23 protein-coding genes and 1 tRNA gene are annotated in these 26814 nt (G+C 70.1%); 15 read left to right on the plus strand and 9 right to left on the minus strand.

Annotated elements, in window-relative coordinates; genetic code table 11:
* Positions 1 to 25 precede the first annotated feature (25 nt).
* The 3 genes from B2K11_RS15025 (at position 26) to B2K11_RS15035 (ending at position 4059) form a co-directional block, all read left to right on the plus strand.
* Entirely contained in the window at positions 26 to 2389 is a 2364-nt protein-coding gene (locus B2K11_RS15025) for a DNA polymerase III subunit gamma and tau (RefSeq protein ID WP_163619290.1), read from the plus strand.
* A gap of 3 nt (positions 2390 to 2392) precedes the next feature.
* Entirely contained in the window at positions 2393 to 2986 is a 594-nt protein-coding gene (recR, locus tag B2K11_RS15030) for a recombination mediator RecR (RefSeq protein ID WP_163619292.1), read from the plus strand.
* Between the two features lie 143 nt (positions 2987 to 3129).
* On the plus strand, positions 3130 to 4059 hold the full coding sequence (locus tag B2K11_RS15035) for a DMT family transporter (RefSeq protein WP_163619293.1): 930 nt from the start codon (positions 3130 to 3132) through the stop codon (positions 4057 to 4059).
* Between the two features lie 43 nt (positions 4060 to 4102).
* Here B2K11_RS15035 and B2K11_RS15040 read toward each other — a convergent pair whose 3' ends face one another.
* Complete coding sequence (locus B2K11_RS15040) at positions 4103 to 4591, minus strand: hypothetical protein (protein WP_163619295.1); 489 nt, start codon at positions 4589 to 4591, stop codon at positions 4103 to 4105.
* 220 nt (positions 4592 to 4811) lie between these two features.
* Between B2K11_RS15040 and B2K11_RS15045 the strand changes: the two genes are divergently transcribed.
* Positions 4812 to 6098 (plus strand): aspartate kinase, encoded by a 1287-nt coding sequence (locus tag B2K11_RS15045; protein ID WP_163619363.1) that lies wholly within the window; start codon positions 4812 to 4814, stop codon positions 6096 to 6098.
* 73 nt (positions 6099 to 6171) lie between these two features.
* Here the strand turns inward: B2K11_RS15045 and B2K11_RS15050 are convergent, their stop codons facing one another.
* Positions 6172 to 6753, minus strand: a complete 582-nt coding sequence (locus tag B2K11_RS15050) for a TetR/AcrR family transcriptional regulator (protein WP_163619297.1) — start codon at positions 6751 to 6753, stop codon at positions 6172 to 6174.
* A 96-nt stretch (positions 6754 to 6849) separates the two neighbouring features.
* On the opposite strand from B2K11_RS15050, the gene B2K11_RS15055 reads away from it, so the two are divergent.
* From B2K11_RS15055 to B2K11_RS15070, 4 genes are all read left to right on the plus strand, one after another.
* Positions 6850 to 7419 carry a dihydrofolate reductase family protein gene (locus B2K11_RS15055; protein ID WP_163619299.1) on the plus strand — a complete coding sequence of 190 codons (570 nt, stop codon included), beginning with the start codon at positions 6850 to 6852 and terminating at the stop codon, positions 7417 to 7419.
* 104 nt (positions 7420 to 7523) lie between these two features.
* Positions 7524 to 8594: an aspartate-semialdehyde dehydrogenase gene (locus B2K11_RS15060; RefSeq protein ID WP_163619301.1), complete on the plus strand. Its 1071-nt coding sequence runs from the start codon at positions 7524 to 7526 to the stop codon at positions 8592 to 8594.
* 168 nt (positions 8595 to 8762) lie between these two features.
* Positions 8763 to 10262, plus strand: coding sequence for a malate:quinone oxidoreductase (locus tag B2K11_RS15065; RefSeq protein ID WP_275575861.1), 1500 nt, complete (start codon positions 8763 to 8765; stop codon positions 10260 to 10262).
* A gap of 115 nt (positions 10263 to 10377) precedes the next feature.
* Positions 10378 to 11025: a thymidine kinase gene (locus B2K11_RS15070; protein WP_163619305.1), complete on the plus strand. Its 648-nt coding sequence runs from the start codon at positions 10378 to 10380 to the stop codon at positions 11023 to 11025.
* Between the two features lie 18 nt (positions 11026 to 11043).
* Here B2K11_RS15070 and B2K11_RS15075 read toward each other — a convergent pair whose 3' ends face one another.
* Positions 11044 to 11874, minus strand: a complete 831-nt coding sequence (locus B2K11_RS15075; RefSeq protein WP_163619307.1) for a DUF1295 domain-containing protein — start codon at positions 11872 to 11874, stop codon at positions 11044 to 11046.
* 156 nt (positions 11875 to 12030) lie between these two features.
* Here B2K11_RS15075 and B2K11_RS15080 point away from each other — a divergent pair, with 156 nt between their 5' ends.
* On the plus strand, positions 12031 to 12804 hold the full coding sequence (locus B2K11_RS15080) for an FCD domain-containing protein (protein WP_239526100.1): 774 nt from the start codon (positions 12031 to 12033) through the stop codon (positions 12802 to 12804).
* An 11-nt stretch (positions 12805 to 12815) separates the two neighbouring features.
* A complete protein-coding gene (locus B2K11_RS15085; protein WP_163619311.1) occupies positions 12816 to 14213 on the plus strand; it encodes an alpha-hydroxy acid oxidase in 1398 nt (465 codons plus the stop codon).
* A gap of 112 nt (positions 14214 to 14325) precedes the next feature.
* Here the strand turns inward: B2K11_RS15085 and B2K11_RS15090 are convergent, their stop codons facing one another.
* The 5 genes from B2K11_RS15090 to B2K11_RS15110 form a co-directional block, all read right to left on the minus strand.
* Positions 14326 to 15102, minus strand: a complete 777-nt coding sequence (locus tag B2K11_RS15090; RefSeq protein WP_163619313.1) for an HAD-IIB family hydrolase — start codon at positions 15100 to 15102, stop codon at positions 14326 to 14328.
* Positions 15103 to 15156: 54 nt separating this feature from the next.
* Positions 15157 to 15230, minus strand: a tRNA-Pro gene (locus B2K11_RS15095).
* A gap of 18 nt (positions 15231 to 15248) precedes the next feature.
* On the minus strand, positions 15249 to 16835 hold the full coding sequence (locus tag B2K11_RS15100) for a hypothetical protein (protein ID WP_163619315.1): 1587 nt from the start codon (positions 16833 to 16835) through the stop codon (positions 15249 to 15251).
* Positions 16836 to 16930: 95 nt separating this feature from the next.
* A complete protein-coding gene (locus B2K11_RS15105; RefSeq protein WP_163619317.1) occupies positions 16931 to 17863 on the minus strand; it encodes a metallophosphoesterase in 933 nt (310 codons plus the stop codon).
* The gene (locus tag B2K11_RS15110) at positions 17863 to 20685 is read right to left on the minus strand and encodes a transglycosylase domain-containing protein (protein ID WP_163619319.1); all 2823 of its coding nucleotides are present in this window, start codon (positions 20683 to 20685) and stop codon (positions 17863 to 17865) included. Before B2K11_RS15110 ends, B2K11_RS15105 begins: the two co-directional genes overlap by 1 nt.
* Positions 20686 to 20794: 109 nt before the next feature.
* Between B2K11_RS15110 and B2K11_RS15115 the strand changes: the two genes are divergently transcribed.
* Both B2K11_RS15115 and B2K11_RS15120 read left to right on the plus strand, forming a co-directional pair.
* On the plus strand, positions 20795 to 21010 hold the full coding sequence (locus B2K11_RS15115) for a DUF4177 domain-containing protein (protein ID WP_163619321.1): 216 nt from the start codon (positions 20795 to 20797) through the stop codon (positions 21008 to 21010).
* 2 nt (positions 21011 to 21012) lie between these two features.
* Positions 21013 to 21480 carry a RidA family protein gene (locus B2K11_RS15120; RefSeq protein WP_163619322.1) on the plus strand — a complete coding sequence of 156 codons (468 nt, stop codon included), beginning with the start codon at positions 21013 to 21015 and terminating at the stop codon, positions 21478 to 21480.
* 125 nt (positions 21481 to 21605) lie between these two features.
* Here the strand turns inward: B2K11_RS15120 and acs are convergent, their stop codons facing one another.
* Positions 21606 to 23600, minus strand: a complete 1995-nt coding sequence (gene acs, locus B2K11_RS15125) for an acetate--CoA ligase (RefSeq protein WP_163619323.1) — start codon at positions 23598 to 23600, stop codon at positions 21606 to 21608.
* Between the two features lie 807 nt (positions 23601 to 24407).
* Between acs and B2K11_RS15130 the strand changes: the two genes are divergently transcribed.
* From B2K11_RS15130 to B2K11_RS15140, 3 genes are all read left to right on the plus strand, one after another.
* Positions 24408 to 25358 (plus strand): TadA family conjugal transfer-associated ATPase, encoded by a 951-nt coding sequence (locus tag B2K11_RS15130; RefSeq protein ID WP_163619365.1) that lies wholly within the window; start codon positions 24408 to 24410, stop codon positions 25356 to 25358.
* Complete coding sequence (locus B2K11_RS15135; protein WP_239526101.1) at positions 25343 to 26389, plus strand: type II secretion system F family protein; 1047 nt, start codon at positions 25343 to 25345, stop codon at positions 26387 to 26389. The genes B2K11_RS15130 and B2K11_RS15135 overlap by 16 nt, the downstream gene beginning before the upstream one ends.
* 126 nt (positions 26390 to 26515) lie before the next feature.
* Positions 26516 to 26758 carry a DUF4244 domain-containing protein gene (locus tag B2K11_RS15140; RefSeq protein WP_163619325.1) on the plus strand — a complete coding sequence of 81 codons (243 nt, stop codon included), beginning with the start codon at positions 26516 to 26518 and terminating at the stop codon, positions 26756 to 26758.
* The last annotated feature ends 56 nt before the right edge of the window (positions 26759 to 26814 follow it).

Below are 26814 nucleotides of genomic sequence, written 5' to 3' on the forward strand. Positions count from 1 at the left end.
CGGCACCACGCCGTAGGCTGGGGGAGTGACCACCGCCCTCTATCGCCGTTACCGACCCGAGTCGTTCGGCGAGATGATCGGGCAGTCGCAGGTCACCGAACCGCTCATGACGGCGCTGCGCAGCGACCGGGTCGGGCACGCGTACCTCTTCTCGGGCCCTCGAGGCTGCGGAAAGACCACGTCGGCGCGCATTCTGGCGCGCTGCCTGAACTGCGCCCAGGGACCGACCGACACGCCCTGCGGCGAGTGCGACAGCTGCGTCGAGCTCGGCCGCGGCGGCGGTGGCTCGCTCGACGTCGTCGAGATCGACGCCGCGAGCCACAACGGCGTCGACGACGCCCGCGACCTGCGCGAGCGGGCCGTGTTCGCCCCGGCCCGCGACCGGTTCAAGATCTTCATCCTCGACGAGGCGCACATGGTCACGCCGCAGGGCTTCAACGCCCTGCTCAAGCTCGTCGAAGAGCCGCCCGACCACGTCAAGTTCATCTTCGCGACGACCGAGCCCGAGAAGGTCATCGGCACGATCCGCTCGCGTACCCACCACTATCCGTTCCGCCTGGTGCCGCCGGCGGCCATGCTCGAGTACGTCGAGCAGCTGTGCGGGCAGGAGGGCGTCGACGTCGAGCGGGGCGTGCTGCCGCTCGTCGTGCGCGCCGGCGGCGGCTCCCCGCGAGACACGCTGTCGCTGCTCGACCAGTTGATCGCCGGCTCCGAGGACGCGAAGGTCACGTATGCGCGCGCCGTCGCGCTGCTCGGCTACACGCACGCCGAGCTGCTCGACGAGGTGGTCGACGCCTTCGCCGGCTCCGACGCCGCGGCGGCGTTCGCGGCGGTCGACCGCGTCGTGCAGACCGGTCAGGACCCGCGCCGCTTCGTCGACGATCTGCTCGAGCGCCTGCGCGACCTCATCGTCGTGTCGGCGACCGGTCAGGGCGCTGCCGCGGTGCTGCGTGGCGTGTCCGCCGAGGACCTCGCGCGCATGCAGCGTCAGGCCGACGCGTTCGGCACGTCGCGTCTCTCGCACATCGCCGACCTCGTCATCGCCACGCTCGATGACATGACCGGCGCGACCTCGCCCCGGCTCCAGCTCGAGCTCATGGTCGCGCGCGTGCTCGCGCGCGGAGCGGGCAGTGCGCCTGCGGCGGTGCCCGCGGCTGCGCCCACCGCTACCGCGACGCCCGCCGCCGTGAGTGCGCCGGCCGCCGCGCCCGCGCCCGCTCCCGCTGCCACGCCGACCACCGCTCCAGCGCCCACCACCGCGCCTGCGCCGACCACCGCGACACAGTCCGCGGCGCCGACCACCGCGCCCGCCGAGCCGGCGCCGGCCGGACCGGTCACGCTCGAGCGGCTGCAAGCGGCCTGGCCGCAGGTGCTCGGCCACCTCGAGAACGTCAGCCGCTCGTCGTGGATGCTCGCGTCGGGTGCGCGCACCGCAGCGCTCGACGATGACGTGCTGACGCTGGCGTTCGCCAGCCAGAGCGACGTCGCCAAGTTCAAGCAGCTCGCCGCTGGCAAGGGCCCCAGCGAAGACCTTCGCCAGGCGATTCTGGCTGTGCTCGGCATCCGTGTGAAGTACATCGCCCGTCATGATGCCGGCGGTGGGCCGGGCGGTCCCGCTGCGGGCAGCTCGGGTGACTCGGCGGGTCCCGCGGGCGGTCGCGCCGCGGCGGTTCCCGGGCGCCAGGAGCAGCGTGAATCGTCCGCAACGGAAGCGCTCGCGTCGCGGCGCGCGGCCTCCACCGCGCCGACCCCGTCGCCGCAGGCATCCGTGTCGCCGCAGGCATCCGTGTCGCCGCAGGCATCTGTCTCGCCGCAGGCATCCGCTTCGCCGCCGGCGCAGGCGCAGGCGCCCGCGTCGGCGTCCCGCGCCGCAGCACCCGGCGGCTCGACGGCCGGCCGGCCGGCGTCGGCGCGCGCGTCTCGCCCGTCGGCACACGCCGCGCCGTCCGCCGCCTCTGCTGCGGCCGCACCGGTCACCGATTGGGCCGTCGCCGCGATCCCCTCCGACGACGACGCTCCACCGCCCGACCCGGGCCCGGCGGCGATGCCTGTCGAGACGCCCGGCCAGTTCGCGGTCGACGACGAGCCCGAAGATGCAGCGGCCACGGCGACGCGCGTGGCGACATTGGCGCCGCCCCGCGAGGGCGACGTGCTTCCGCGCACCGAGGTCGTCCCCTCCGTCGAGCGCGACGACGACGAGACCGAAGACGACCAGCCGGATGTCGTCGCCGACGTCCCGGTGCCGCCGACGGTCGCACCGCCCCTGACTCCGGCGGTCACGACGCGCAATGGCGGCGTGCAGCGCTACGGCGAGGCGGTGGTGCGCCAGGTGCTCGGAGCCACGTTCCTGCGCGAGGAGCCCTACGAGCCGCCGACGAGGTTCAGCTAGCCCATGTACGACGGCATCGTCCAAGACCTCATCGACGAATTCGGCCGCCTGCCCGGGATCGGTCCCAAGTCGGCGCAGCGCATCGCGTTCCACATCCTGCAGACGCCCAACTTCGACGTGTCGCATCTCGCCGAGCTGCTCAGTGTGGTGCGCGAGCGCGTGCGCTTCTGCGAGGTGTGCGGCAACGTCTCCGAGCAGGAGCGGTGCTCGATCTGCCGCGACCCGCGCCGCAACCAGACGCTCGTCTGCGTCGTGGAAGATGCGAAGGACGTCGCCGCGATCGAGCGAACGCGGGAGTTCCGAGGGCTGTACCACGTCCTCGGCGGCGCCATCAGCCCGATCGCCGGCGTCGGCCCCGACGACCTGCGCATCACGCAGCTCATGCAGCGGCTCGCCGACGGCACGGTGCAGGAGGTCATCCTCGCGACGAACCCGAATCTCGAGGGTGAGGCGACGGCGACCTACTTGAGCCGGCTGCTGCGCACACTCGAGATCTCGGTCACGCGTCTGGCATCGGGCCTGCCGGTCGGCGGCGACCTCGAGTACGCCGACGAGGTCACGCTCGGCCGCGCGTTCGAAGGACGACGGTCGGTCTGACCCGGGAGGATGTCGGAACTCCGCCGTAGATTGGCGGTCGGCCGCCTCGCCCTCCACCGCTCGGTCGCCCGAAGCTGGAATACCGAGCGTCGGGGCCGGGCGATCTGCGCACCGGCCTCCATCCCTTCACGGAGAGGCACCAAATGAACTCCTCGCAGCGCTTCGACACGCGTGCGTGGCTGCTGTTCGCCGCGATGGCGGTGCTGTGGGGCATCCCGTATCTGTTCATCAGCATCGCCGTGGAGTCGTACTCGCCCGCCGCGGTGGTGGCGGGCCGCACGCTCCTCGGCGCGCTGCTGCTGCTGCCGTTCGCCATCCGGCAGAAGGCGCTGCGCCCCGCGTTCGCGAAGATCGGCTGGGTGCTGGTGTTCGGTGCCATCGAGATGGCCGGGCCCTTCCTCCTCCTCGGACATGCCGAGCAGACGCTGCCGTCCGGGCTGACCGGCCTCCTCGTGGCGACCGTCCCGCTGTTCGCCGCGATCATCGCGTTCGGCGGCGGCGACCGCTCGGTGCTGAGCCCCGCCCGCAGCATCGGGCTCTTCATCGGCTTCATCGGGGTGTTCGTGATCGTGGCGGGTCCGGGGCTCTCCATCGAGGGCGGCGCTGGGCTCATCGCGGTCGGCGAGGTGCTCCTGGTCGCCCTGCTCTACGCCATCGCACCGTTCGTCATCGCGACCAAGCTGCGTGATGTGCCGTCCCTCGGCTCGATCACCCTCGCCCTCCTCGCGGTCGGCATCTTCTACACGCCGATCGCGTTCCTCACCCAGCACCAGGTGCCGACGATCGAGGGCACCGTGTCGCTCATCGCGCTCGCGGTGCTGTGCACCGCTCTCGCGTTCATCACCTTCTTCGCGCTGATCGCACGCGTCGGTCCGGTGCGCGCGCCCCTGTTCACCTACGTCAACCCGGTCGTGGCGATCGTGCTCGGCACCCTCATCCTCGGCGAGCCGCTGACACTCGGCCTCCTGATCGGCTTCCCGCTGGTCGTCGCCGGGTGCTGGCTCGCCGCCACCGGCGGCGTCGTGCGAGCCCGCAAGCCCGTGGCCGACCTGCCGCCGATCGGGCCGAGGTGATCGTGCCGCCGCGACCCGCGACCCGCGGCATCCGTCATCGCGGTCAGCGGAGAACTTCCACGAGCACGATCCACGACACCAGCAGTGCGGCGACGATCGCGACGATCGAGCCGACAGCGAACCACATGAGTCCGTCCGTCCGGCCCGCCGCCAGCAGCCCGCCGCCGATCAGGTAGGCGAGCGGAGCGAGGAACCCCACCGCCGACTTGCCCAGGCGAAGCCGGTTGGCGGGATGCCGGTTCTCGAAGATGCGCCGTGCCGCCTGCGCCTGGAACACCCCCGCCACGAGCGCGAGCAGGATCATCGCCACACCGTAGGGGAGGAGTCCGACCCCCGGGATCAGCCCGATCGCCGAGCCGATGAGCGCGAGCACGAGGCCGGAGATCCCCGCGGCGAGCCGCGCCGTGAGGGAGGCCTCCTTGATGATGTCGCCGATGTTGACACTGGCCGCCACGATCACAAGACCCGCGAGGGCCGCCGTCGCACCGACCATGGCGACGTTGAACTCCGACCACGCCTCGATCTGCTCCATGCTCGGATGCTAGCGGCGGCCCTCGGATCCGCGCCCGGCCGGATTCGGATCCGCGCCCCGCCGAGTCGCTGCGACGTCTGCGCTCCCGCGACAGGAGGCGCCCTCGCGACACATGGCCGGGCGTGCATGGGCGCGTCCGTAAGATGGATGCCTGGGTGAAGTTCCTCAGCTCGAGTGCGGCATCCGTTCTCGCCTTTGACATAGACGCGTGGAGTTCGATGTGGCGCTGATCGTCCAGAAGTACGGCGGATCGTCGGTCGCCGATGCCGAGAGCATCAAGCGCGTCGCCAAGCGCATCGTCGACACGCGCCGCGCCGGCCACGACGTCGTCGTCGCCGTCAGTGCGATGGGCGACACCACGGATGAGCTGCTCGACCTCGCCGGGCAGGTCGCCCCGATCCCGGCCCCGCGAGAACTCGACATGCTGCTCTCGAGCGGAGAGCGCATCTCGATGGCGCTGCTGGCGATGGCCATCCACTCGATGGGCTTCGAGGCGCGCTCGTTCACCGGCAGCCAGGCCGGCATGATCACGACCGCCGACCACGGCTCCGCGCGCATCGTCGACGTCACGCCGATCCGCCTGCGCGAGGCCCTCGACGAGGGCGCGATCGTCATCGTCGCCGGCTTCCAGGGGTTCAACCGCGACACCCGCGACATCACGACGCTCGGACGCGGCGGCTCCGACACCACCGCTGTCGCCCTCGCCGCGGCCCTCGAGGCCGATGTCTGCGAGATCTACAGCGACGTCGACGGCATCTTCACCGCCGACCCCCGCGTCGTGCCGAGGGCCAAGAAGCTGAACGTCGTGTCGGCGGAGGAGATGCTCGAGCTGGCCGCCAACGGCGCGAAGGTCCTGTACATCCGCGCCGTCGAGTACGCGCGCCGCCACCGTGTGCTGATCCACGCCCGCTCCACGTTCAGCTCGAGCGTGGGGACCTATGTGCTCGGCCCGGGGATGAGCGTTCCCCAGGGCGAAAAGGGAGAAGAGATGGAAGAGCCGATCGTCGCCGGGGTCGCCACCGACCTCGGCCAGGCCAAGATCACCGTCATCGGCGTGCCCGATGTGCCGGGCAAGGCAGCGGAGATCTTCAAGGTCATCGCCAAGTCCGGCGCCAACGTCGACATGATCGTCCAGAACGTGTCGGCCGCGGCCACCGGCCGCACCGACATCTCGTTCACCCTCCCCAAGACCGACGCGGCGACGGCGCTCAAGGCGCTCGCCGGCGACCAGTCCGACATCGGGTTCGAGAATCTCGTCCACGACGACCAGATCGGCAAGCTCTCGGTCGTCGGCGCCGGCATGCGCACGCACTCGGGTGTCTCGGCCACGCTGTTCGAGGCGCTGAGCGTCGCGGGCATCAACATCGAGATGATCTCGACCTCCGAGATCCGCATCTCGGTCGTGGTCCGCGGCGACGACCTCGCCGAGGCGGCGCGCGTCGTCCACACCGCGTACGGCCTGGACGGCGACATCGAGGCGACCGTTTACGCCGGCTCCGGTCGCTGACCCGCTTCGGCTGCGGCGTCCGCTGATCCGCTCGAAGATCAGGCGACGTCGCGGGTGCGCCCGGTCGCGAGCCTCACGACGACATCCTGCCCCGGAGCAGCCCGTCGACGAAGGCGTCGACGACGGCGTCGGTGGACGTCTCGGGGTCGATCTGCACCGTGAGCCGGTCGAGGATCAATCCGTCGATCGCGTAATGGAACAGCGCGATGTCGAAAGCCTCCCCTGGTAGACGCGCGTCGCGGTTGAAGGCGACATCGGCCTCGAAGCCCGCACGCATCCAACGGCCCAAGCGGTCGGCGACGGTGGGATTGCGCGCCGCCTCCAGCCGCAGTGTGAACAGTGCGAGCGCGACCTGCCGGTCGCCCAGCAGCCGGCGGACGATGTCGCGGAGGTAGTCCGCGAAGAGCTCGGGCCCGGGGACGCGCGCGGCCAGTTCCTCGTGTACATCCGGAGCCGGGGTGAGTCTCTCGCCGATCCGCGTGACGATGGCGTCGGTCAGCGCGTCCCGTGACCGGAAGTAGTTGGATGCGGTGCCCATCGGCGCGTGGGCGCGCGCATCGACGGCGCGATGCGTGAGGCCGCGCATCCCCTCGTCGGCGACCACGGCGATCGCAGCGTCAGCCAGTTCGGCCCGGCGGGCATCGTTCCTAGCCATGCGTGCACTGTAGCTGATTCACGACAGGTGTTGTGAATACTCCGGCCAACCGTTACTGTGATCGAGTAACCACTACACATGTTGTGAAAGAAGATCATGCGAGAACTCGTCTACTACGTCGCCGTCAGCCTGGACGGCCGGATCGCTTCGCCGACGCACGGCTTCGAATCCTTCCTGAGCGAGGGCGATCACGCTGAGGTCCTCACCCCTGAGTGGGGTGACACCATTCCGGAGCCGATCCATCAGGCTCTCGGGCTCGACGTTCGCCGGGGCTCCATCTCCACGGTTCTGATGGGCTGGAACACCTACGCCGTTGGTCTGCCGGATATGCCGAGCCCGTACTCGCACCTCGAGCAGATCGTGTTCTCCCGCACGCGAAGCGCGCCGGCGGGCGCTGAGGGCGTGCGGTTCACCGACGAGGACCCGCGGCAGGTCGTCACCGCGCTCAAGCAGCAGAGCGGCGGCGACATCTGGCTGTGCGGGGGAGGAGTGCTCGCCGCACAGCTCGTGGATCTCATCGACCGCCTGGTGGTGAAGGTCAACCCGTTCGTCTTCGGGGACGGCATCCCCCTGTTCGCGGGCCGGTACGTGCCGACCCGGTTCGCGCTGGAGCGGTCCCGCCCGTTCGAGACGGGTGTCGTCGTGAACGAGTACCGCCGACGGTAACGGCGCACCTTGCTGCTGCGGCAGGGCGGTAGAATCGGGCAACCCCGCGCGTCCGACGGTGCCCGCGCGTCCGCTCCACGCTTGTGCCCACGCTGAGGAACACCATGACCCGCATCTCCGATTCAGGACTCTCCGTCGCCATCGTCGGCGCCACCGGCCAGGTCGGCGGCGCGATGATCGACATCCTCGAGGAGCGCGGGTTCCCGGTGCGCGAGATCCGCGCCTTCGCGACCGCACGTTCGGCCGGATCCGACATCATCTTCCAGGGCCAGGCCGTGACCGTGGAGGATGTCGCCACCGCCGAGCTCGGCGGCATCGACATCGCCCTGTTCTCGGCCGGTGCCACCGGCAGCCGTGCGCACGCGCCGCGCTTCGCCGAGGCGGGCGCCATCGTGATCGACAACTCCAGCGCGTGGCGCATGGACCCCGACGTTCCGCTCGTCGTGAGCGAGGTCAACCCCCACGCCATCGCCGAGGCGCGCAAGGGCATCATCGCGAACCCCAACTGCACCACCATGGCCGCCATGCCGGCACTGAAGGTGCTCGACAACGAGGCCGGTCTCCAGCGCCTCATCGTGAGCACGTATCAGGCCGTGAGCGGTTCGGGTCTTGCCGGCGTTCAGGAGCTGCTCGGCCAGGTCGAGGGCGTGCTCGCTCAGGGGGATGTCGAGCGCCTCGCCCGCGACGGCTCGGCGCTGGACTTCCCCCAGCCCGAGAAGTACATCGCGCCCATCGCCTTCGACGTCATCCCCTTCGCCGGCAGCCTCGTCGACGACGGACTCAACGAGACCGACGAAGAGAAGAAGCTCCGCAACGAGAGCCGCAAGATCCTCGAGCTGCCCGACCTGCGGGTCGCCGGAACGTGCGTGCGCGTGCCGGTCTTCACCGGCCACTCGCTGAGCATCAACGTTGAGTTCGCCCGCGACATCACGCCCGAGCGCGCGCGTGAGGTGCTCTCGAGCGCCCCCGGTGTGAAGCTCGAGGAGGTGCCCACGCCGCTGCAGGCTGCCGGCACCGACCCGGCCTACGTCGGTCGCATCCGCGCCGACCAGTCTGCGCCCGAGGGCAAGGGACTGGTGTTCTTCATCTCGAACGACAACCTGCGCAAGGGTGCGGCGCTCAACGCCGTGCAGATCGCGGAGCTCGTCGCGGTGAATCTGGGCGTCAGCGCCTGACCTGCGCTCCGACGACTCGAGGGCGAGCGGATTCCGCGCTGAGCGGCATCCGCTCGCTTGTCGTTTCGGCAAGAACCGCAGGACTTTCGGGGGAGGAGCCGGCGCCCGGTCGGGGGTGCTTTCCGGCGGAACTAGAATCATCTGGTGACCGAAACGCCCTCCGACGCCCTGCCCAGCCCTGACGACAGCGATCTCCCTACGGGGACGGTCGACGTTCTGCTGATCGGCGGCGGCATCATGAGTGCGACGCTCGGCACGCTGCTGCAGCAGCTGCAGCCCGACCTCAAGATCGCCGTCTTCGAACGGCTGAGCGATGTCGCGCAGGAGAGCTCGAACCCCTGGAACAACGCCGGCACGGGTCACGCGGCGCTCTGCGAGCTGAACTACATGCCGGAGAACAAGGACGGCACCGTCGACCCCGCCAAGGCGATCTCGATCAACGAGCAGTTCCAGCAGAGCCGCCAACTGTGGTCGTCGCTCGTCGAAGCGGGCGTGCTCGATGCTCCGTCGACGTTCATCAACTCCACCCCGCACATGACGTTCGTGCGCGGCGAGAAGGATGTCGCCTACCTCAAGAAGCGCTACGAGGCGCTCAAGGACGAGCCGCTGTTCGCCGGCATCGAGTACAGCGAGGACTCGCGCGTCATCAACCAGTGGGCGCCGCTCCTCATGCAGAAGCGCCGCAAGGGTGAGCCGTTCGCAGCGACCAGGATGCCGGCGGGCACGGACGTCGACTTCGGTGCGCTGACCCACCAGCTCATCGACCGGCTCGCCGAGAATGGCGCCGACGTGCGCATCAACACCGAGGTGCGCCGCCTGAAGCGCCTGCCCGATGGCACCTGGCGTGTGAAGTACCGCCGCACCGTCGGCCGCGCACCGGGCGAGATCCGCGCGAAGTTCGTCTTCGTCGGCGCCGGCGGCTGGGCGCTCAAGCTGCTGCAGCGCTCCGGCATCCCCGAGATCTCGGGCTACGGGGTGTTCCCGATCGGCGGGCAGTTCCTGAAGACCTCCAACCCGGCGGTCGTCGCCCAGCACCAGGCCAAGGTGTACTCGCAGGCATCCGTGGGCGCCCCGCCCATGTCGGTGCCGCACCTCGACACGCGCGTCGTCGACGGCGAGGCCTCTCTTCTCTTCGGACCGTTCGCGACGTTCAGCCCCAAGTTCCTCAAGACGGGCTCCTGGTTCGACATCGTCGGTCAGGTGCGGCCCGGCAACCTCGGCCCCATGCTCAAGGTCGCCTGGGACAACCCGAGCCTCATCACCTATCTGGTCGGCGAGCTGCTGAAGAACCACGCGAAGAAGGTCGACAGCCTGCGCGTCTTCATGCCGACCGCGAAGGACGAGGACTGGGAGATCATCCAGGCCGGCCAGCGCGCCCAGGTGATGAAGAAGGATCCCGAGAAGGGCGGCGTGCTGCAATTCGGCACCGAGGTCGTCACCGGCGCCGACGGCACGATCGCGGGCCTGCTGGGCGCGTCCCCGGGTGCGTCGACCGCGGTGTCGATCATGCTCGGGCTGCTGAAGACCTGCTTCCCTGACCGCATCGACGCCTGGGAGCCGCGCCTCCGCGAGCTGATCCCGACCTACGGCGACACCCTCAACGCGCGTCCCGCGGTCGCGCAGGAGCTGCTCGGCGAGACCGCGGAGACGCTCGCGCTCACCGCCTAGTCAGCCGGTCTCGTGGAGCGGACGGGTGCGATCGAGCCGTGGGAGCGCGCGGCGCCCCCTCTCTGACGGCCCGCCGGCGCAGAGGCGCGGACGCGCCAGCGACTACGCTCGATCCGTGGCAAAGCTCTACTTCCGCTACGGGGCGATGAACTCCGGCAAGTCGACGTCGCTCCTTCAGGCCGCGTACAACTACGAGGAGCGCGGCCAGCACGTGCTGCTGGCCAAGCCGCTGATCGACACGAAGGGCGCCGATCAGATCGACAGCCGCCTGGGCGTCAAGCGCACCGCCGATTTCCTCGTGGGCCCCGACGACGACATCCGGGCGCTGTTCGCCGAGCATCGCGCGCGAGTCAAGGCCGAGGCGGCCGACACCCTCGTCCCCGAGGCGCTCGAGCACGAGGTCGACGTCGCCTGCCTTCTCATCGACGAGGCGCAGTTCCTCACGCGTGAACAGGTGGACGACCTGCTGCGGATCGTCGTGTTCGACGGCGTGCCGGTCCTCGCGTACGGCATCCGCACCGACTTCCAGACGCAGGCGTTCCCCGGCTCGGCGCGACTGCTGGAGCTCGCCCACAGCCTCGAAGAGCTCAAGACGATCTGCCGGTGCGGCCGCAAGGCGCTCTTCAACGCGCGTCTCGTCGGCGGACGCTTCGTCTTCGACGGCGACCAGGTGGCGATCGACGAGCTCACCGCCGACCGCATCACCTACGAGTCGCTCTGCGCCGAGGACTACCTCCGCGCGTCCGGTGGACGCCTGGAGTGACTCTCGGCATGGCGCCGGTCAGGCGGTCTCCGGCGCGCGCCCCTGGCGACGGGGGAGGGGGAGCAGCATCGACGTGGTGCGCTGGTACTCCCGGTAGGCGGGGTACTTCCCGGCCGAGATCGACTCGGTGAACAGTGTCGAACCGATGAACAGCACGGTCAGCAGTGCCGGGCCGGCAATGGTCCAGTTGAGCCAGCTGCCGCCGTCGGCGACGAGGGCGACCGCGCCGAGAGCGTAGAACGCCCACCACTGCGCCTGTTCGAAGAAGAAGTTGGGGTGGCGGCTGTACGCGAACAGCCCTGTCGTCAGGAACCCGGGCTCCAGCGTGCCGCCGGCTGCCCTCTTCGCCTGGTGGAAGGTCCACTGCTGCTGGTCGGCGATGGTCTCGCCGACAAGGAACGCGGCGAAGACGACCGCGAATGCGGCATCCCATCCGTTGAACGGCACCGGATGCTGCCACGCGATGAAGGCCGGCAGCGAGATGAGCACCAGCAGAGCACTCTGGAATCCGACGATGAAGAGCAGGTTGAACACCTGGAACTGCCACCGCTTCATGCGTCCGCGCAGGACCGCCCAGCGGTAGTCCTCCATGCCGGTGTAGCCGCCCTTGCGCGCGAAGTTGAAGGTGAGCCGCACGCCCCAGGCGGTGACCAGCACGGCCATCACGACCAATCGGGTCGCGTCGACTCCGGCGGCGATGGCGGCAGCGGCGAAGATCCACACGTAGATCACCGGGACGATCGACCAGATCCTGTCGATCCACGACGTCTCGTTGGTGATGAGGGAGGTGATCCAGCAGAACGCGGCAGCGACGCCCGCGACGATGAGGACGAGGGGGAGGGGATCCATGGCGTCAGAGTATCGCCCCGGGGCGACATCTCCCGTCATCGTGGGTTGTCTGTGGTCCGACCACAAGTTATCGTGGTCTGACCACACGCGATCTTGACCGAACACCGGGCTCTTCAGCGAGGAGAGCAGGCGGATCCGACGACGATGAGGAGATCCGTGGCAGTGACCCCAACCCCGCCGCCGGCGATCGCCCCGGCGCGCGCCTGGCGCGTCGTGCTCGAGAAGATCGAGACCGATCTGCTCGACGGCGCGCTGCGGCCGGGCGACCGGCTCGCCCCCGAGCGCGAGCTCGCCGCCAACCTCGGCGTCGGCCGTTCCAGCGTCCGCGAGGCGCTGCGCGTGCTCGAGGTGATGGGGCTCATCCGCACCGCCACCGGCTCCGGGCCGACATCCGGCGCGATCATCATCGCGACGCCCGAGGGCGGCATGTCGGCACTGCTGCGGCTGCAAGTGGCCGCGCAGGGCTTCCCCTTCGACGACGTCGTCGCGACCCGCCTCGTGCTGGAGTCCGCTGTCGTCGACGCGGTCGCGACCGACCCGGCGCTCACGACGGCCCGGGCGCGCGACATCCTCGATGCGATGGACGCCGCCGACCTCACGGCGCCGGAGTTTCTGGCGCTCGACGCCCAGCTGCACCTTGCCCTGGCCGAGGCGTCGGGCAACGTCGTGATCGCCGCCATGATGGCGGGCCTGCGCACGGCGATCGAGTCGTACGTCCAGGCGGGTGCCGCCGGCATCGCCGAATGGGATGCCGCCGCCGACCGCCTGCGCCGCGAGCACCACGCGATCCTCGACGCCGTCGACGCGGGCGATGCGGCCCGTGCCCGCACCCTCGTCCACGACCACATCGTGGGCTACTACGCATCGGCGGGCCTCGCACGCGCCGCCACCCCCGTCCCCGGACCCGCCGCGACGGATCCGACCTCCTGAAAGGCACCCCCATGGTCCAGCGCCAACTCCCCAAGCCCGCAGAGCTGCTCGAGCTCATGCAGTTCAAGAAGCCCGAACTCGACGGCCGCAAGCGCCGGCTCGAGGCGGCGCTGACGATCCACGACCTCCGGACGATCGCCAAGCGCCGCACACCCAAAGCGGCCTTCGACTACACCGACGGCGCCGCCGAGGGCGAGTTCTCGCTCGCCCGTGCGCGCCAGGCGTTCGAGGACGTCGAGTTCCACCCCGACATCCTGCGTCCGGCCGAGTACGTCGACATGTCGACCGAGATCCTCGGCGGTCCGTCGGCGCTGCCGTTCGGCATCGCGCCGACCGGCTTCACGCGGCTCATGCAGACCGAGGGCGAGACGGCCGGGGCGGGTGCGGCCGGTGCCGCCGGCATCCCGTTCACGCTCTCGACGCTCGGCACGACGTCGATCGAGGACGTGAAGAAGGCCAACCCGCACGGACGCAACTGGTTCCAGCTGTACGTCATGCGCGACCGCGAGATCTCGTACAACCTTGCGCGCCGCGCGGCGGCCGCCGGCTTCGACACGCTGCAGTTCACCGTCGACACGCCCGTCGCGGGCGCGCGCCTGCGCGACAAGCGCAACGGGTTCTCCATCCCGCCCCAGTTGACCCTCGGCACGATCATCAACGCGATCCCGCGGCCGTGGTGGTGGTACGACTTCCTCACCACGCCGAAGCTCGAGTTCGCCTCCCTCTCGACGACGGGCGGCACCGTGGGCGAACTGCTCAACTCCGCGATGGACCCGACGATCAGCTACGACGACCTCGCGATCATCCGCGACATCTGGCCGGGCAAGATCGTGGTCAAGGGCGTCCAGAACATCGACGACTCGAAGCGGCTCATCGATGCCGGCGTCGACGGCATCATCCTGTCGAACCACGGCGGCCGTCAGCTCGACCGCGCGCCGATTCCGTTCCGCCTTCTGCCCGAGGTGGTGCGCGAGGTCGGCAAGGACGCCACGGTCATGGTCGACACCGGCATCATGAACGGCGCCGACATCGTGGCATCGATCGCGCTCGGCGCCAAGTTCACGCTGATCGGCCGCGCATACCTCTACGGGCTCATGGCCGGCGGGCGTCAGGGCGTCGACCGCACGATCGCCATCCTCCGCAGCGAGATCGAGCGCACCATGAAGCTCCTCGGAGTCTCGTCCATCGCCGAGCTGGAGCCGCGCCACGTCACGCAGCTCACCCGCCTCATGCCCCTCGCGGGCGCGTCGGCCGAGGCCGTCGGCGGCGGCGCACCGCGCGTGCGCGTGGCGTCAGGTGCCGCGGCGCGGTCCCCGCGGACGACGGCGAACGGGAAGACGGATGCTGCGGCATCCGGTCCCGCGAAGACCACCGCGTCGAAGGGCACCGCGTCGCGCCCTCAGGGCTGATCCCTTCGACGTTTCGCTCGCTCAACGACCGCTGCCTTGATCCGGTCGTTGAGCGAGCGAGGAACGAGCGAGACGAAACGCATGGGGCTCACGCCAGCGCGTGGCAGTCGGGTCAGACGCGGACGGGGAGCGTGGGGATGAGCTGCTCCAGGTACACGGCGGTGTCCTCCCAGCCGTCGACCGCGTGGCAGGCGACGCCCATCGCGAGGACGGGGTAGTCGTTGCCGTCCGGATCGAGACGGTCGCCGACGAAGAGCATGTCGTCGAGGGCGATGCCGGTCTGCTCGGCGAGCTGACGCATGCCGTAAGCCTTGTCGATGCCCTGCTCGGTGATGTCGACCGACGTCGAGCCGCCGGAGCGCACCTCGAGATCGGGGAGCAGAGCGGCCACGGCCGCCCGGAGGGCGTTCTTCTTCTCGCCGGTCGGATCCCAGGCCATCTTGGCCGCGACCGGCGCCTGCTGGCCCAGCGCCGAGAACGTGATCTGCGAGCCGCGGTCCTCCAGGATGTCGCCCCAGGTCTCGGACTCCCAGAGTCCGAGGCGACGGGCCTCTCCCTCGACGGCGGCGAGTGCGCGGGACTTCTGGTCGTCAGTCAGCGAGCGCTTGTAGACGGTGACGACCTCGTCCTCGGTCAGGCGGTAGTACTGGGTGCCGCAGGTAGGCAGGAGGTGCATCCGCGAGCGGGCGGCGGCCGAGGCATCCGGAAGACGGTCGACGACCTGCGTCGTGAACTGAGCCAGCTGGCCGCCCGAGATGATCGCCACCTCGACGCGCTCGGCCAGGGCGATCAGCAGTTCGCCGATGCGTGGGTCGATCTGGCTCTTCGACGGAGCCAGGGTGTCATCGAGGTCGAACGCCACCAGAAGGGGCGAGTTGCTGTCGGCCACGGCGTCCGTCCTTTCATGCGAGAGGCTCCGCCTTCCGGCGGAGCCTCTCTGATGTCGGGGTGACAGGATTTGAACCTGCGGCCTCTTCGTCCCGAACGAAGCGCGCTACCAAGCTGCGCCACACCCCGTTTGACAACCCCATGAGTCTACCTGATCACGGGGCGTGCTCCGAACCGGGGTCGACGGGACGCGACGATCGCGATGCCGATGCTGAGCAGTCCGATGGCGATCGCCGCAGGCCCCCGGACGGCGGTGGTATCCGTTCCCGTGACGGCGAGAGCGGTCGACGGCGGGTTCTGAGCGACCTCTCCGGCGGGAGCAGGGGTCTCCGCCGGCGCGGGCGGTGGGGGAGTCGGCTCGGTGGGAGAAGGCGCGACGACGGCGATCTGCGACGGCTCGCCGAAGCGCTCGACCCAGACGAAATCCGGCCCGGTGTGGGCGACGACTGCGGCGACCTGGTCGGCGGCGCTCACGCTCCATACCGCCGTGTAGAAGCCCGGTGCGGTCATTCCCCAAGGGGAAGTGACGGTGTACGGGCCCGCCGGACCGATGAGCGGATCGGTCGTCACGCGCAGCGTGCCGACGATGGATGCCTCGGCAGGGACTGCCGAGCCAGGCGCCGGCTCCACGTCGGTCCGGTAGACGACGGCGCCGGCGGTCACGGGCAGATACGACCCGTCCTCGGCCCGCGGCCATGATCCCGCCTCCGCGGCGAAGGTCACCTCGTCGACATACGGACCTCCCGCCGTCTCTCGCCTGGGCACCCGCGTCGAGATGCTCGGCGAGAACGGCGGGACGCGCGGGGCGGCGTCGGCTCCTGCAACCTCGAACTCGATCACGCCGGCAGGGCCGGCCGTCTGCTGCCCACCCGGCGTCGTGTAGTGGCGCACGGCAGCGGGAAGGCCGGCTCGGAAGCGGCCGGTGCCGCTCACCGCGTACGCCCGCCCTTCTGCCGGCGGCACCGTCCGGATCGAGTGCGTGCTCCCCACGGACGCCCCGTCGAGTGTCGGTGACCCCGAGTCGGTGAAGACGGCGTTCACGAGCGTCACCGTCCCGGTTGCCGCGCTCGTTGCGTCAACCCGCACCGTGCCGCTGCGGTGGTCGGCGGCATCCGTCGAGAACACCAGACTTCCGCTCGCCGTGGTCGGCGTCGGTGCGGCGCGGGTGGCCTCGTCGTAGTAGGCGACTGCGCGCTCCTGCACGGCCCGATCGTGCTGTGGCGCGAGCGCGGAGAGCGTCCAATGGATGGCCTCAGCCAGCGAATCGCCGCGGTACCCGAACGCATGGAGCGTCTCCTCGCGGTTCGCGATGGCCTTGACCGCCCACGCCACCGCGGCCGCCTGAACGGGATCTTCGGTCTGTCCGTAGTTGGACACGAGGTGGTTGATCCCGGCGAGCTGCTGCAGCGACAGCCCCGCGGCGGAGCCGCTGATCCCGTGGTCGGTGCTCGGTCCGGTCGGAGCGGGCGCGCCCGGAGTGATGCAGTAGGTGTGGACGCCGTCGATGAGCATCGAGCCGTGCCAGCCGTAGGCCGAGATGGGCGCCCACGTGCCGAACCCGACGCCTCGCTCCGCCGCATCGGCGCGCGGCGGCGCCACGACGTCGATGACCAGGAGCACGACGAGCCCGGCGAGGATCAGTACGTAGGCGGGCAGTGGGAGGCGGGCGAACAGCAGCCGCATGATCAGGGGTCGGGGTGTGGGATCGAGAGGTGTTCGATGTTTCTTCGGCACACATAGAGACTGCGCGAGCGCCGCCCGGCGTCCGCCGCTGCCGGACGGATCTGTGGATGAACGCCCGTGCGCCCGCTCTGGGGAGGAACCGTGCGTTACGCCGAGGGGACGAGCGTCAGGAGTGACGCCTCCGGCCGGCAGGCGAAGCGCACGGGGGCATAAATCGAGTGTCCGAGACCGGCGCTGACGTTCAGGGGAACGGTGCGCCCCTCGTGCGTCCATGTGCTCAGCCCGCGCGCCTGCTTCAGCGGAATGTCGCAGTTGGCGACGAGCGCGCCGAAGCCGGGCACACGCACCTGCCCGCCGTGGGTGTGGCCGGCGAAGACGGCGTCGGCGCCGAGATCGACGAAGTCGTCGAGCACGCGCCGGTACGGCGCGTGGGTGACACTGATCGTGAGATCGGCGGACTCGTTGCTGCGCAGTTCCGACAGCAGCCCGGGGAGTACCTCGAGCTTGTCCCACTCACGGTGGGCGTCGCTGACGCCGAAGGCCGCGATGCGGCGGCCGGCGGCATCCAGAGCCCCGACACGATTGTTGAGATCGAGCCAGCCGAGCTCGTCGGTCAGGTAGTCGTCGAGCGCCTGGGTGTCGAGGGGCTCGGACGTGTGCTTCACCTTCGACGGCCCGGTGAAGTACTTCAGCGGGTTGCGCGGCGAAGGGGAGGCATGGTCGTTCGAGCCGTGGACGAAGACGCCCGGGATGCCGCGCAGCGGATCGAACGCCGCGCGCAGGCCGCGAAGCCCTTCGGCGTGGCCCATGTTGTCGCCGGTGTTGACCACGAGGTCGGGCTGGAGCTCGGCGAGGGCCGCGATCCACTCCTGCTTGCGGTGCTGCCAGGGCGCCATGTGCGCGTCGGACAGGTGGAGGACGCGGATCGGCGCCGCTCCGGCGGCAAGGACCGGCACCTCATGGAAGCGGACGGTGAAGAGGTAGCGCTCGATGCCGACGCCCCAGATCGCGGCTCCTGCACCGACCGCCCCCACCGTGCCGAGCACGGTGAGGGCGGTGCGAGTTGCTGCAGACGGCACTAGTCGTCGTCACCGCCGTCGCCGCCAGGGCCGCGGCCTCCGCCGCCGCCGCAGACCGCGGCGGTGTAGTCGACGGCGATCGCCGTGTTGCGGTTCACGGCGCTGCCGGCGGCGGGGTTGGTCCCGCTCGTGCGCGTCTGCGCACCGGCGCTGACGTCAGCGGTGCAGGTGCCGTCGCCGACGTTGCCGAAGCCTGCGCTGCGGAGGGCCTTCTTGGCGTCCTCGAGCGAGCGACCCGATACGTCGGGGACCGTGAGGCCCTCGCCGTTGCTGGGGTTGATGGTGACCGTAGTGCCACCCGCGACCTTCCCGGCTCCGGGGTTCTGGGCACCCACGACGCCCGCGGGCTGGTTGGAGTCGACTGGCCCGCCGACCTCGACCGTGAAGCCGGCGTCGGTCAGGGTCTTCGTCGCCTGCTCGATCGTCTGGCCGACTACGTTGGGGAGGTCCGTCAGCTGCACCTTGATGAGGTCGTTGTCAGGGGTCGCGAACCGGTCGCCGCCGTACGCGGCGTTGGCCGCGCCTTGGACGTCCCGGGTGATGCGGTAGCGGATGTCGGAGAGACGAACCCCGTTGTGGGAGGTCTTGAAGATGTCCCCACCGCCCTGGACGTTGCCTGCCCAGGTCGCGGTCGCGACCTTGGTGCTGGACTCGACCAGCCACGACTGGAGCTCTTCGTGGGTACCGGTCTTGCCGATGAGCGGCACGTTGTCGCGCGGCTTGCCCTGAGCACCGGTTCCGCCGTTCATCACACCCTGCAGCGCGTAGGCCGCGGTCGCCGCCACCTTCGGATCCACCACCGGGCTGCACGCGCGCTGCGGCTTCGGCAGTTCGTTGCCGTCCGAATCGGTCACGCGGTCGATCACCTGCGGCTGGCAGTACACGCCGTTGTTGGCGACCGTCGCGTAGGCCTCGGCGATCGCGAGCGGCGACACGTTGGCCGTGCCGATGACGGTGTTGAGGCCGTCCATCTTGACCGGCGCGTTGCTGTACGTATCGATGACGCCCAGCTTGGTGGCGACGTTTCCGATGTCGCAGAGGTCGAGCTTCTCGGCCATGGCGAAGTAGCCGGTGTTCAGCGACGAGGCAGTGAATTGCATCGGAGTGCCGATCCGTCCGGGGTCCTTGCCGAAGTTGCCCGTCGGCTTCGTGGCTGTGTTCAACCAGGTCTCGCCGCACACGGTCATCTTCTTGAAGATGCGCAGCGTGCCGTTGAGCGTCTCGTTCACGGAGTGGCCCTTCTCGAGCCAGTCGAGGAGCGTGAAGAGCTTGAACGTCGATCCCGCGTTGAAGCCGGTCGACGCGCCGAAGGTCTGGTCGCCGGCATACACCTGCGACGAGAAATTCCAGTCCGGGGCATTGGCGGCATCCTCGCTGAACTTCGTGTTCTGCGCCATCGCCAGGACCCGCCCGGTCGTCGCCTCGATGCTGACCGTGGTCGAGCCGAAGCGGCCCGCTTGCGGCTGGGTCGTCCCCTGCCGCATCTGGATGCTGGTCGGCGCGTAGGTGGCCATCGCCTGCTCGGCGGGGCCCTGGATGCGCGGGTCGAGGGTCGTGTAGACGCTGAGTCCGCCGCGCTGGAGGGTGTCCTGACGCGCTTCCACGGTCTCACCGAACGCGGGGTCGTTGAGGATCACGTACTTGACGTACTGGCAGAAATACGCCGCGCCTCCCGCATTCGCGCAACCGGTCTTGGGTTCGACGACATCGGGCGTGATGGGCCAGGCGGCCGCCTCGACGTACTGCTCGCGCGTGATCTTGCCGTCCTCGAGCAGGCGACTCAGCACGTAGAGCTGGCGCACCTTCGTCGAGGTGTATCCGTCGGCGGCGGCGAGCTTCTGCTCTTCGGTGATCTCACCGGAGGCGACGAGGTCATCCAGGACGCCGAGCTTGGCGCCCTCGTCGATCACGCCGTCCGGTGCCTTGTTGAAGGTCGTTCCGTCGGAGCTGGTGATCGATCCGCCGACCTTGTCGATGCGGTAGCTGTTCGGATTCTGCACCATGCCCGCGAGCGTCGCCGCCTGCGCGACGGTGAGATTCGCGGCGGTGCTGTTGAAGTATCGACGGGCAGCGGCTTCGATGCCGTAGGTGATGCCGCCGAAGTTGGCGATGTTGAGGTACCCGAGCAGGATGTCGTTCTTGGAGTACTTCTGCTCGAGCGCGATCGCGTAGCGCATCTCCTGCAGTTTGCGACTGTATCCCTCGGCACCTTCGGCCGTCGTCGCCTCGACCCAGCAGTTGAGCAGCGCCTGATCGCGGCTGACCTTCTCCTTCGCCAGACCGGTCGCCTCGTCGATGACCACCTCGCCGGCGTCGTTCGTCTCGTACTCCGTGGCGGCGTTCTGCTCGCACTTCTGGATCAGCACGTTCTTGACGTACTGCTGGCTGATCGACGACCCGCCCTGGGTCTCTGAGGCGCCTCCGGCGTTGGAGAGCAGCGCGCGCGTGGTTCCGATGAGGTCGATGCCGCCGTGCTGGTAGTAGCGCGGGTCCTCACTGGAGAGAAGCGCGTCGTACATGACGGGGTTGATCTGGTCGAAGTTGACCGGCGTGCGGTCCTGCTCGAGGAACTGCGTCATGAGCTGCGGCTGCCCGCTCGCCGGGTCGGTGTAGTAGAAGTTGCTCGGGAGCATGAGCTTGTCGATCTCGAGCGAGCTCGGCAGATTGTCGAACATCGTGATCGCGCGCTCGGCCGCAGTGCTCGTGATCGCGACCGCGGGGGTGACGGTCGCTGCGATGAGGACACCGGCTGCGGCGCTGAGGCCTACGAGCCCGGCGAGGCCGCCGAGCACACCTGTGGCCGTGCGTTTGGTATCAGGCATAGGGTTGATCGTAGGGGAGATACCTGGGCGATTCCCTCAGAGACGTGCGCCCGCCGAGGTGTTTCCCAGCCTTCACCTGCCGTCCTTTCCGCATACCCGAGGAGTCGCGATGACGACGTGGGAGTACCTCACCACGCCCCTGCTGATCCACAACACCGCCGCGATCCTCAACAACTGGGGCAAGCAGGGCTGGGAGCTCGTCCAGGTCGTTCCTGGTCCTGAGGGCGGCCTGGTCGCCTACTTCAAGCGCCCCGCCGGCGGCGGACAGCAGAACGCGGGGCTGGATGCCGCGGCCCAGGCCGCCCAGCAGTTCGAGGGGGCATGACCATGAGCGTGAGCGACCGTCTCGCCGAACTCGGCATCGCCCTTCCCGGTGTGGTGCCGCCCGTCGCCGCCTACGTGCCCGCGAAGGCGCACGGCGACCTCGTCTACACCGCCGGCCAGCTGCCGATGGTGTCGGGTGCCCTCCCGGCGACCGGCAAGGTCGGGGAGGGCGAAGGCCTCGTCCCCGCGGATGACGCGAAGGGATACGCCCGTCAGAGCGCCCTCAACGCCATCGCCGCCGCCGCGGCCGCTGTCGGCGGGGTCGACCGGCTCACCGGCGTGGTGAAGGTCACGGGTTTCGTGGCATCCGTGCCCGAGTTCACGGGGCAGCCGGGCGTCATCAATGGCGCCAGCGAGGTGCTCGGAGACATCTTCGGCGAAGCGGGCACGCACGCGCGGTCCGCCGTGGGCGTCCCGGTGCTGCCGCTCGACGCCCCCGTCGAGGTCGAGGTCGTCTTCTCCTACGCCTGACGCGCATTCCGCTCAGGCGACGCGAACGAAGAGCGGATGCCGCAGCCCTGGGCTGCGGCATCCGCTCTCCTCGTTCGTCCGATGTCGGTCGTTGAGCGAGACGAACGCCCCGAGCCTCCCGCGACCTACTTCACCTGGGCGGAGATCACCGACATGACGGCCGTGTCGGCGAGCGTCGTCGTGTCGCCGACTTCGCGGCCCTCGGCGACGTCGCGGAGCAGGCGGCGCATGATCTTGCCGGAGCGAGTCTTGGGCAGCTCGCCCACGATGTAGACGTCGCGCGGGCGGGCGATCGGGCCGATCTGCTCGCCGACCCACTGCCGGAGCGTCTGGCCCAGGCCCTCCACATCGTGCTCGTCGAGGAAGGACTGCTTGATGATGACGAAGGCAACGACGGCCTGCCCGGTGGTCTCGTCGGAGGCGCCGACGACGGCGGCCTCGGCGGTGGCCTCGTGCGCGACCAGCGCCGACTCGATCTCGGTGGTCGACAGGCGGTGCCCCGACACGTTCATGACGTCGTCGACGCGGCCGAGCAGCCACACGTCGCCGTCATCGTCGAGGCGTGCCCCGTCGCCGGCGAAGTAGTAGCCCTGCTTCTGGAACTTCTCCCAGTACGTCTCGACGAAGCGCTCCGGGTCACCCCAGATGCCGCGCAGCATCGACGGCCACGGCTCCGTGACGACGAGGAGCCCGCCGTTGCCGTTGCCGACGTGCGTGCCGTCCTCGTCGACGACGTCGATCGAGATGCCGGGAAGCGGCACCTGCGCCGAGCCGGGCTTCGTCTCGGTGACGCCGGGGAGGGCCGAGATCATGACCGAACCCGTCTCGGTCTGCCACCACGTGTCGACGATCGGCGCCGTCTTGCCGCCGATGATCTTGCGGTACCACATCCACGCCTCGGGGTTGATGGGCTCGCCCACCGAGCCGAGGAGCCGCAGCGATGACAGGTCGAACTGCTGGGGGATGGCGCGGCCGAGCTTCATGAACGAGCGGATCGCGGTCGGCGCCGTGTAGAGCACCGTGACCCCGTACTTCTGCACGATCTCCCACCAGCGACCCGGGTGCGGGGCATCCGGAGTCCCCTCGTACAGCACCTGGGTCACGCCGTTGGCGAGCGGACCGTAGGTGACGTACGAGTGGCCGGTGACCCAGCCGATGTCGGCCGTGCACCAGTAGACGTCGGTCTCGGGGTGGATGTCGTGCACGACCTTGTTGGTGAACGCCGACTGCGTGAGGTAGCCGCCGGAGGTGTGGAGGATGCCCTTGGGCTTTCCGGTGGTTCCCGACGTGTAGAGGATGAACAGCGGGTTCTCGGCCGGGAAGGGCTGAGCCTCGTGCTCGCCGGAGGCGGCCGGGACGACATCGTGCCACCACAGATCGCGGTCGTCTGTCCAATCGACCTCGTTGTCGCCCCGCTTGACGACCAGGACGTGCTCGACCGTCTCCTGCGCGCCGGTGCCGCGGTCGCCGAGCGCCAAGTCGACGGCGGGCTTCAGCGGCGAGACCTTGCCCTTGCGGTAGCCCCCGTCGGCGGTGATCACGAGCTTGGCGCCGGCGTCATCGATGCGCGCGCGCAGGCTGTCGGCCGAGAAGCCGCCGAACACGACGGAGTGGATGGCGCCGATGCGCGCCACCGCCAGCATCGAGGCGACCGCCTCGGGGATCATCGGCAGGTAGATCGCGACGCGGTCGCCCTGACCGATCCCGAGCCCTTCGAGAACGTTCGCGAGCCGCTTCACCTCGTCGGTGAGTTCGGCATAGGTGACGCGACGCTCGTCGCCGGGTTCACCCTCCCAGAGCAGTGCGACGCGGTCCCCGTTGCCTGCCTCGACATGGCGGTCGAGGCAGTTGTAGGCGACGTTGAGCTCACCGTCGGCGAACCACTGGGCGAACGGCGGGTTCGACCAGTCCAGCACCTCGGTGAAGGGCCGGTGCCAGTGGAGATCGCGCGCCTGTTCAGCCCAGAAGCCGAGCCGATCGGTCTTCGCCTGCTCGTAGAGTTCGGCGGTCGCGACGGCGTTGCCGGCGAAGTCGTCGCTTGGTGCGAAGCGTCGATCCTCGTTCAGGAGGTGGTCGATCTGGCTGCTGCTGGACTGCGTGAGGGGGGACTGTTCGGTCATGGGAGCGCGCTCCTTTGCGGGCTTGAGGGAGGCCGACGGGCGCCGGCGAGTCTGCCAGGAAATGTACCCAGCGGGGCCGGAGCCGGCTACCCCCGATAGTGGGTAGCCCCTGCGATGTTGGACTCGACCGATATATCAGTGAGAATCCTCTCCTTTTCGTTTTGTGAGGCCCCCTTCCTCGCATATGCTGACCGTTGGCCGAACATCGATTCTGGCATTGCGGAGCCCGACGTCACCCCCCGATTCCGGGCCCGCGCTTGGCGGCATCCCATTCCCCCCATGGGATGCCGCCACTCTTTTCTGGGAGCGGTCCCGCCGATATGGCGTGGCGTCCGTTCCTCCCCAGCCCTGGTTCTGCGCCGCTCATCCACGGATCGTCCGGCTCGACCGGTGCTCCGCGCGCGGCGCTTCTAGCGTCGAAGCATGTCCGCACCTTTCGTCGCCCGACCTCGCGCCGGCGTCTCCGCCGCTGCAGTGGCGAAGGACCGATGGGATGCCGCGGCCCGCCCGTCGTCGGGACGCGCAGGCACGGGTCCCGTCGGTGCCGCGGCGCGCATCGCGGGCGCTGGCGCCGATGTCGCGGCCGACGGGGCGCGCGCGGCGGTGGCCGACGTGCCGGTCGGGCGCGCTGGGCGAGCACCTGGGGGAGGCGGATCGCGGCAGGCATGGGTGCCCCTGCGGCTCGACGCGCCCGCCCGCACGAGTGTCACCGGCGCACACCGGCGTGAGGGCGCGCCGGGGGAGGCCGCCCCGCCCCGGGGACGAGAGCAGTCTGGCGACGGCCGATCCGCCCCGCGGCCGCCGCGGGTGCCGGTGGTGCGGCATCCGGCACTCGCGCCGTTAGCGGCGTACCTCGACGATCCCGATGTCACCGACCTGTTCGTCAACGGCGCTGATGGGCTGTTCGTCGATCGCGGCGCGGGAGCCGTCTCGGCGCGCGAGTGGCGCGCAACAGAAGAAGAGGTGCGCGATCTCGCCGTCGCCCTCATCGGCGCCGGCGGGCGTCACATCGACGACGCGTCGCCGTGCGTGGACGTCCGGCTGGAGGGCGGCATCCGCGTACACGCGGTGCTGCCGCCCATCGCCCCCGAAGGCACGGTGCTGTCGATCCGCGTGCCCCGCCTCGACGTCGCGACGCTCGACGATCTGGCGCGCGCCGGCATGTTCGGCGACGGCGTCCGGCGCCGGCTCGGCGAGGCGATCGACGGGCGGGTGAACCTGCTGGTCTCCGGAGCGGCGGGTGCGGGCAAGACGACGCTCCTCGCCGCGCTGCTCGCGGAGGCACCGGCGCACGAGCGGATCGTCACGATCGAAGACGTCGCCGAGCTGCGCATCGCGCATCCCCATCACGTTCGTCTGGAGGCGCGTCAGCCCAACATCGAGGGCACCGGAGGAATCGGCCTGGCGCGGCTGGTGCGCGAAGCGCTGCGTATGCGCCCGGACCGGCTGGTGGTCGGCGAGTGTCGTGGCGACGAGGTGCGGGAGCTGCTCTCAGCTCTCAACACCGGTCACGACGGCGGCGCGGGCACGGTGCACGCGAACAGCCTGCACGACGTGCCTGCGCGGCTCGAGGCGCTCGGTGCCCTGGCAGGGCTCGACGATCGGGCGCTCGCCCGCCAGGCGGCGAGTGCGATCGGACTCGTGCTGCACGTCGAACGAGGTGCGAACGGCGCGCGTCGGATCGCGTCGGCCGGGCGTCCGGTGGTAGACGGCGACGGCCGCCTCGCAATCGAGGAGGCGCGATGGGACGCGGAATGACGCAGCGCCGCGTGCCGCACGCGCGGCGGACGAGCGGGCGACGAGGCGTCGCGCCGCCCCGGCGGTCGCTGCCGGTGGCGAAGAGTTCGTCCTCCTCGCAGGCGGCTGACGTCGCCGAGACGGTGCTGCGGCTCGCGGTGCTGCTGCAGGCCGGGGTGTCTCCGGCGCGGGCGTGGGAGCATCTCGCGCACCGCGGGGATCCGGCGGCCGTGCACGTGGCGTCGTCGATCGGAGAAGGGATGCCGCTGCCACAGGCGATCGCGACCGCAGGGCCGGGCGCCTGGCGTGAAGTGGGGATCGCCTGTCAGGTCGCCCTGGTCGTCGGAGCGCCGCTGGCGGAGTGCCTGCGCGGGCTGGCGGTCGCGCTGCGCGACGCCCACGAGGCCGCCGACGACGTTCGGGTCGCGCTCGCCGAGCCCGCCGGCACGGCGCGTCTCATGAGCTGGCTGCCGCTGGTCGCCGTGGGGCTGGGCGCTGCGCTCGGCTTCGACACGTTCGGGACCTTGTTCACGAACCCGCTAGGCCTCGCCTGCCTCGCCGGCGGCGCCGTGCTCATCGTCGTCGCACAACGATGGACGGCGCGGCTGGTCCGCAGTGCGCAGACCGCCGGCGACGTGCCCGGTCTCGACGCCGAGCTGATCGCGATCGCCTTGACCGGCGGCGTCTCGATCGATCGCGCACGCGCGGTCGTGCGCGATGCCCGCGCCCTGCGCGGCCCGGGCTCACGCACCGGGGAACCGCGTGGGGATGCGCCGGCGCGAGCAGACCCTGCCGCGCCTGGCGGCGAGAGCGACGGGGTGGATGCCGTGCTGGCGCTTTCGCAGAGCGCCGGTGTGCCGGCGGTGGAGCTGCTGCGCGCCTCGGCGGCCCACGCGCGCCACCGCGCCCGCATCGATGGACGACTGCGGGTCGCCCGCCTGTCCTCGCGGCTGCTCCTTCCGCTCGGCGTCTGCACGCTGCCCGCGTTCCTCCTTCTCGGCGTCGCCCCGATGATGCTGAGCGTCATGTCGACGATGTCGGTCTCGCTGTGACGGCCGCACCGGTCGCCGCATACCTGCTCTCGGCGGCGAAATCGCCATCGCGTCGCTCACGGCCGCCTCATCGCGTCCGTACTCCAGACCGTGCCCGCACACCCCTTCCATCGAACGGAGAACCACATGCCCTTCCTCTGGACCACCACCCCAGTGCCGCGTCTCACCCGCCGACGCGCCGAGCGGCTGTTCCGCCCGCAAGGCGCCGATCGCGCACTGGCCGACGATGCCGGTGCGGCAACCGCGGAGTACGCCATCGCGACCATGGCGGCGGTGGCCTTCGCCGGCCTCCTCGTCGTCATCATGCGCAGCGACGAGGTCCGCGGCATCCTCACGGAGCTCGTGCGCCGCGCGCTCACGGTGGCATGACCCGTCCGCGGCTGGGCGACGACCAGCGCCTGCGGCTCAGTGCCGACAAGCGCCTG

This window comes from Microbacterium sp. B35-30, from assembly GCF_010634855.1.
Classification (GTDB): domain Bacteria; phylum Actinomycetota; class Actinomycetes; order Actinomycetales; family Microbacteriaceae; genus Microbacterium.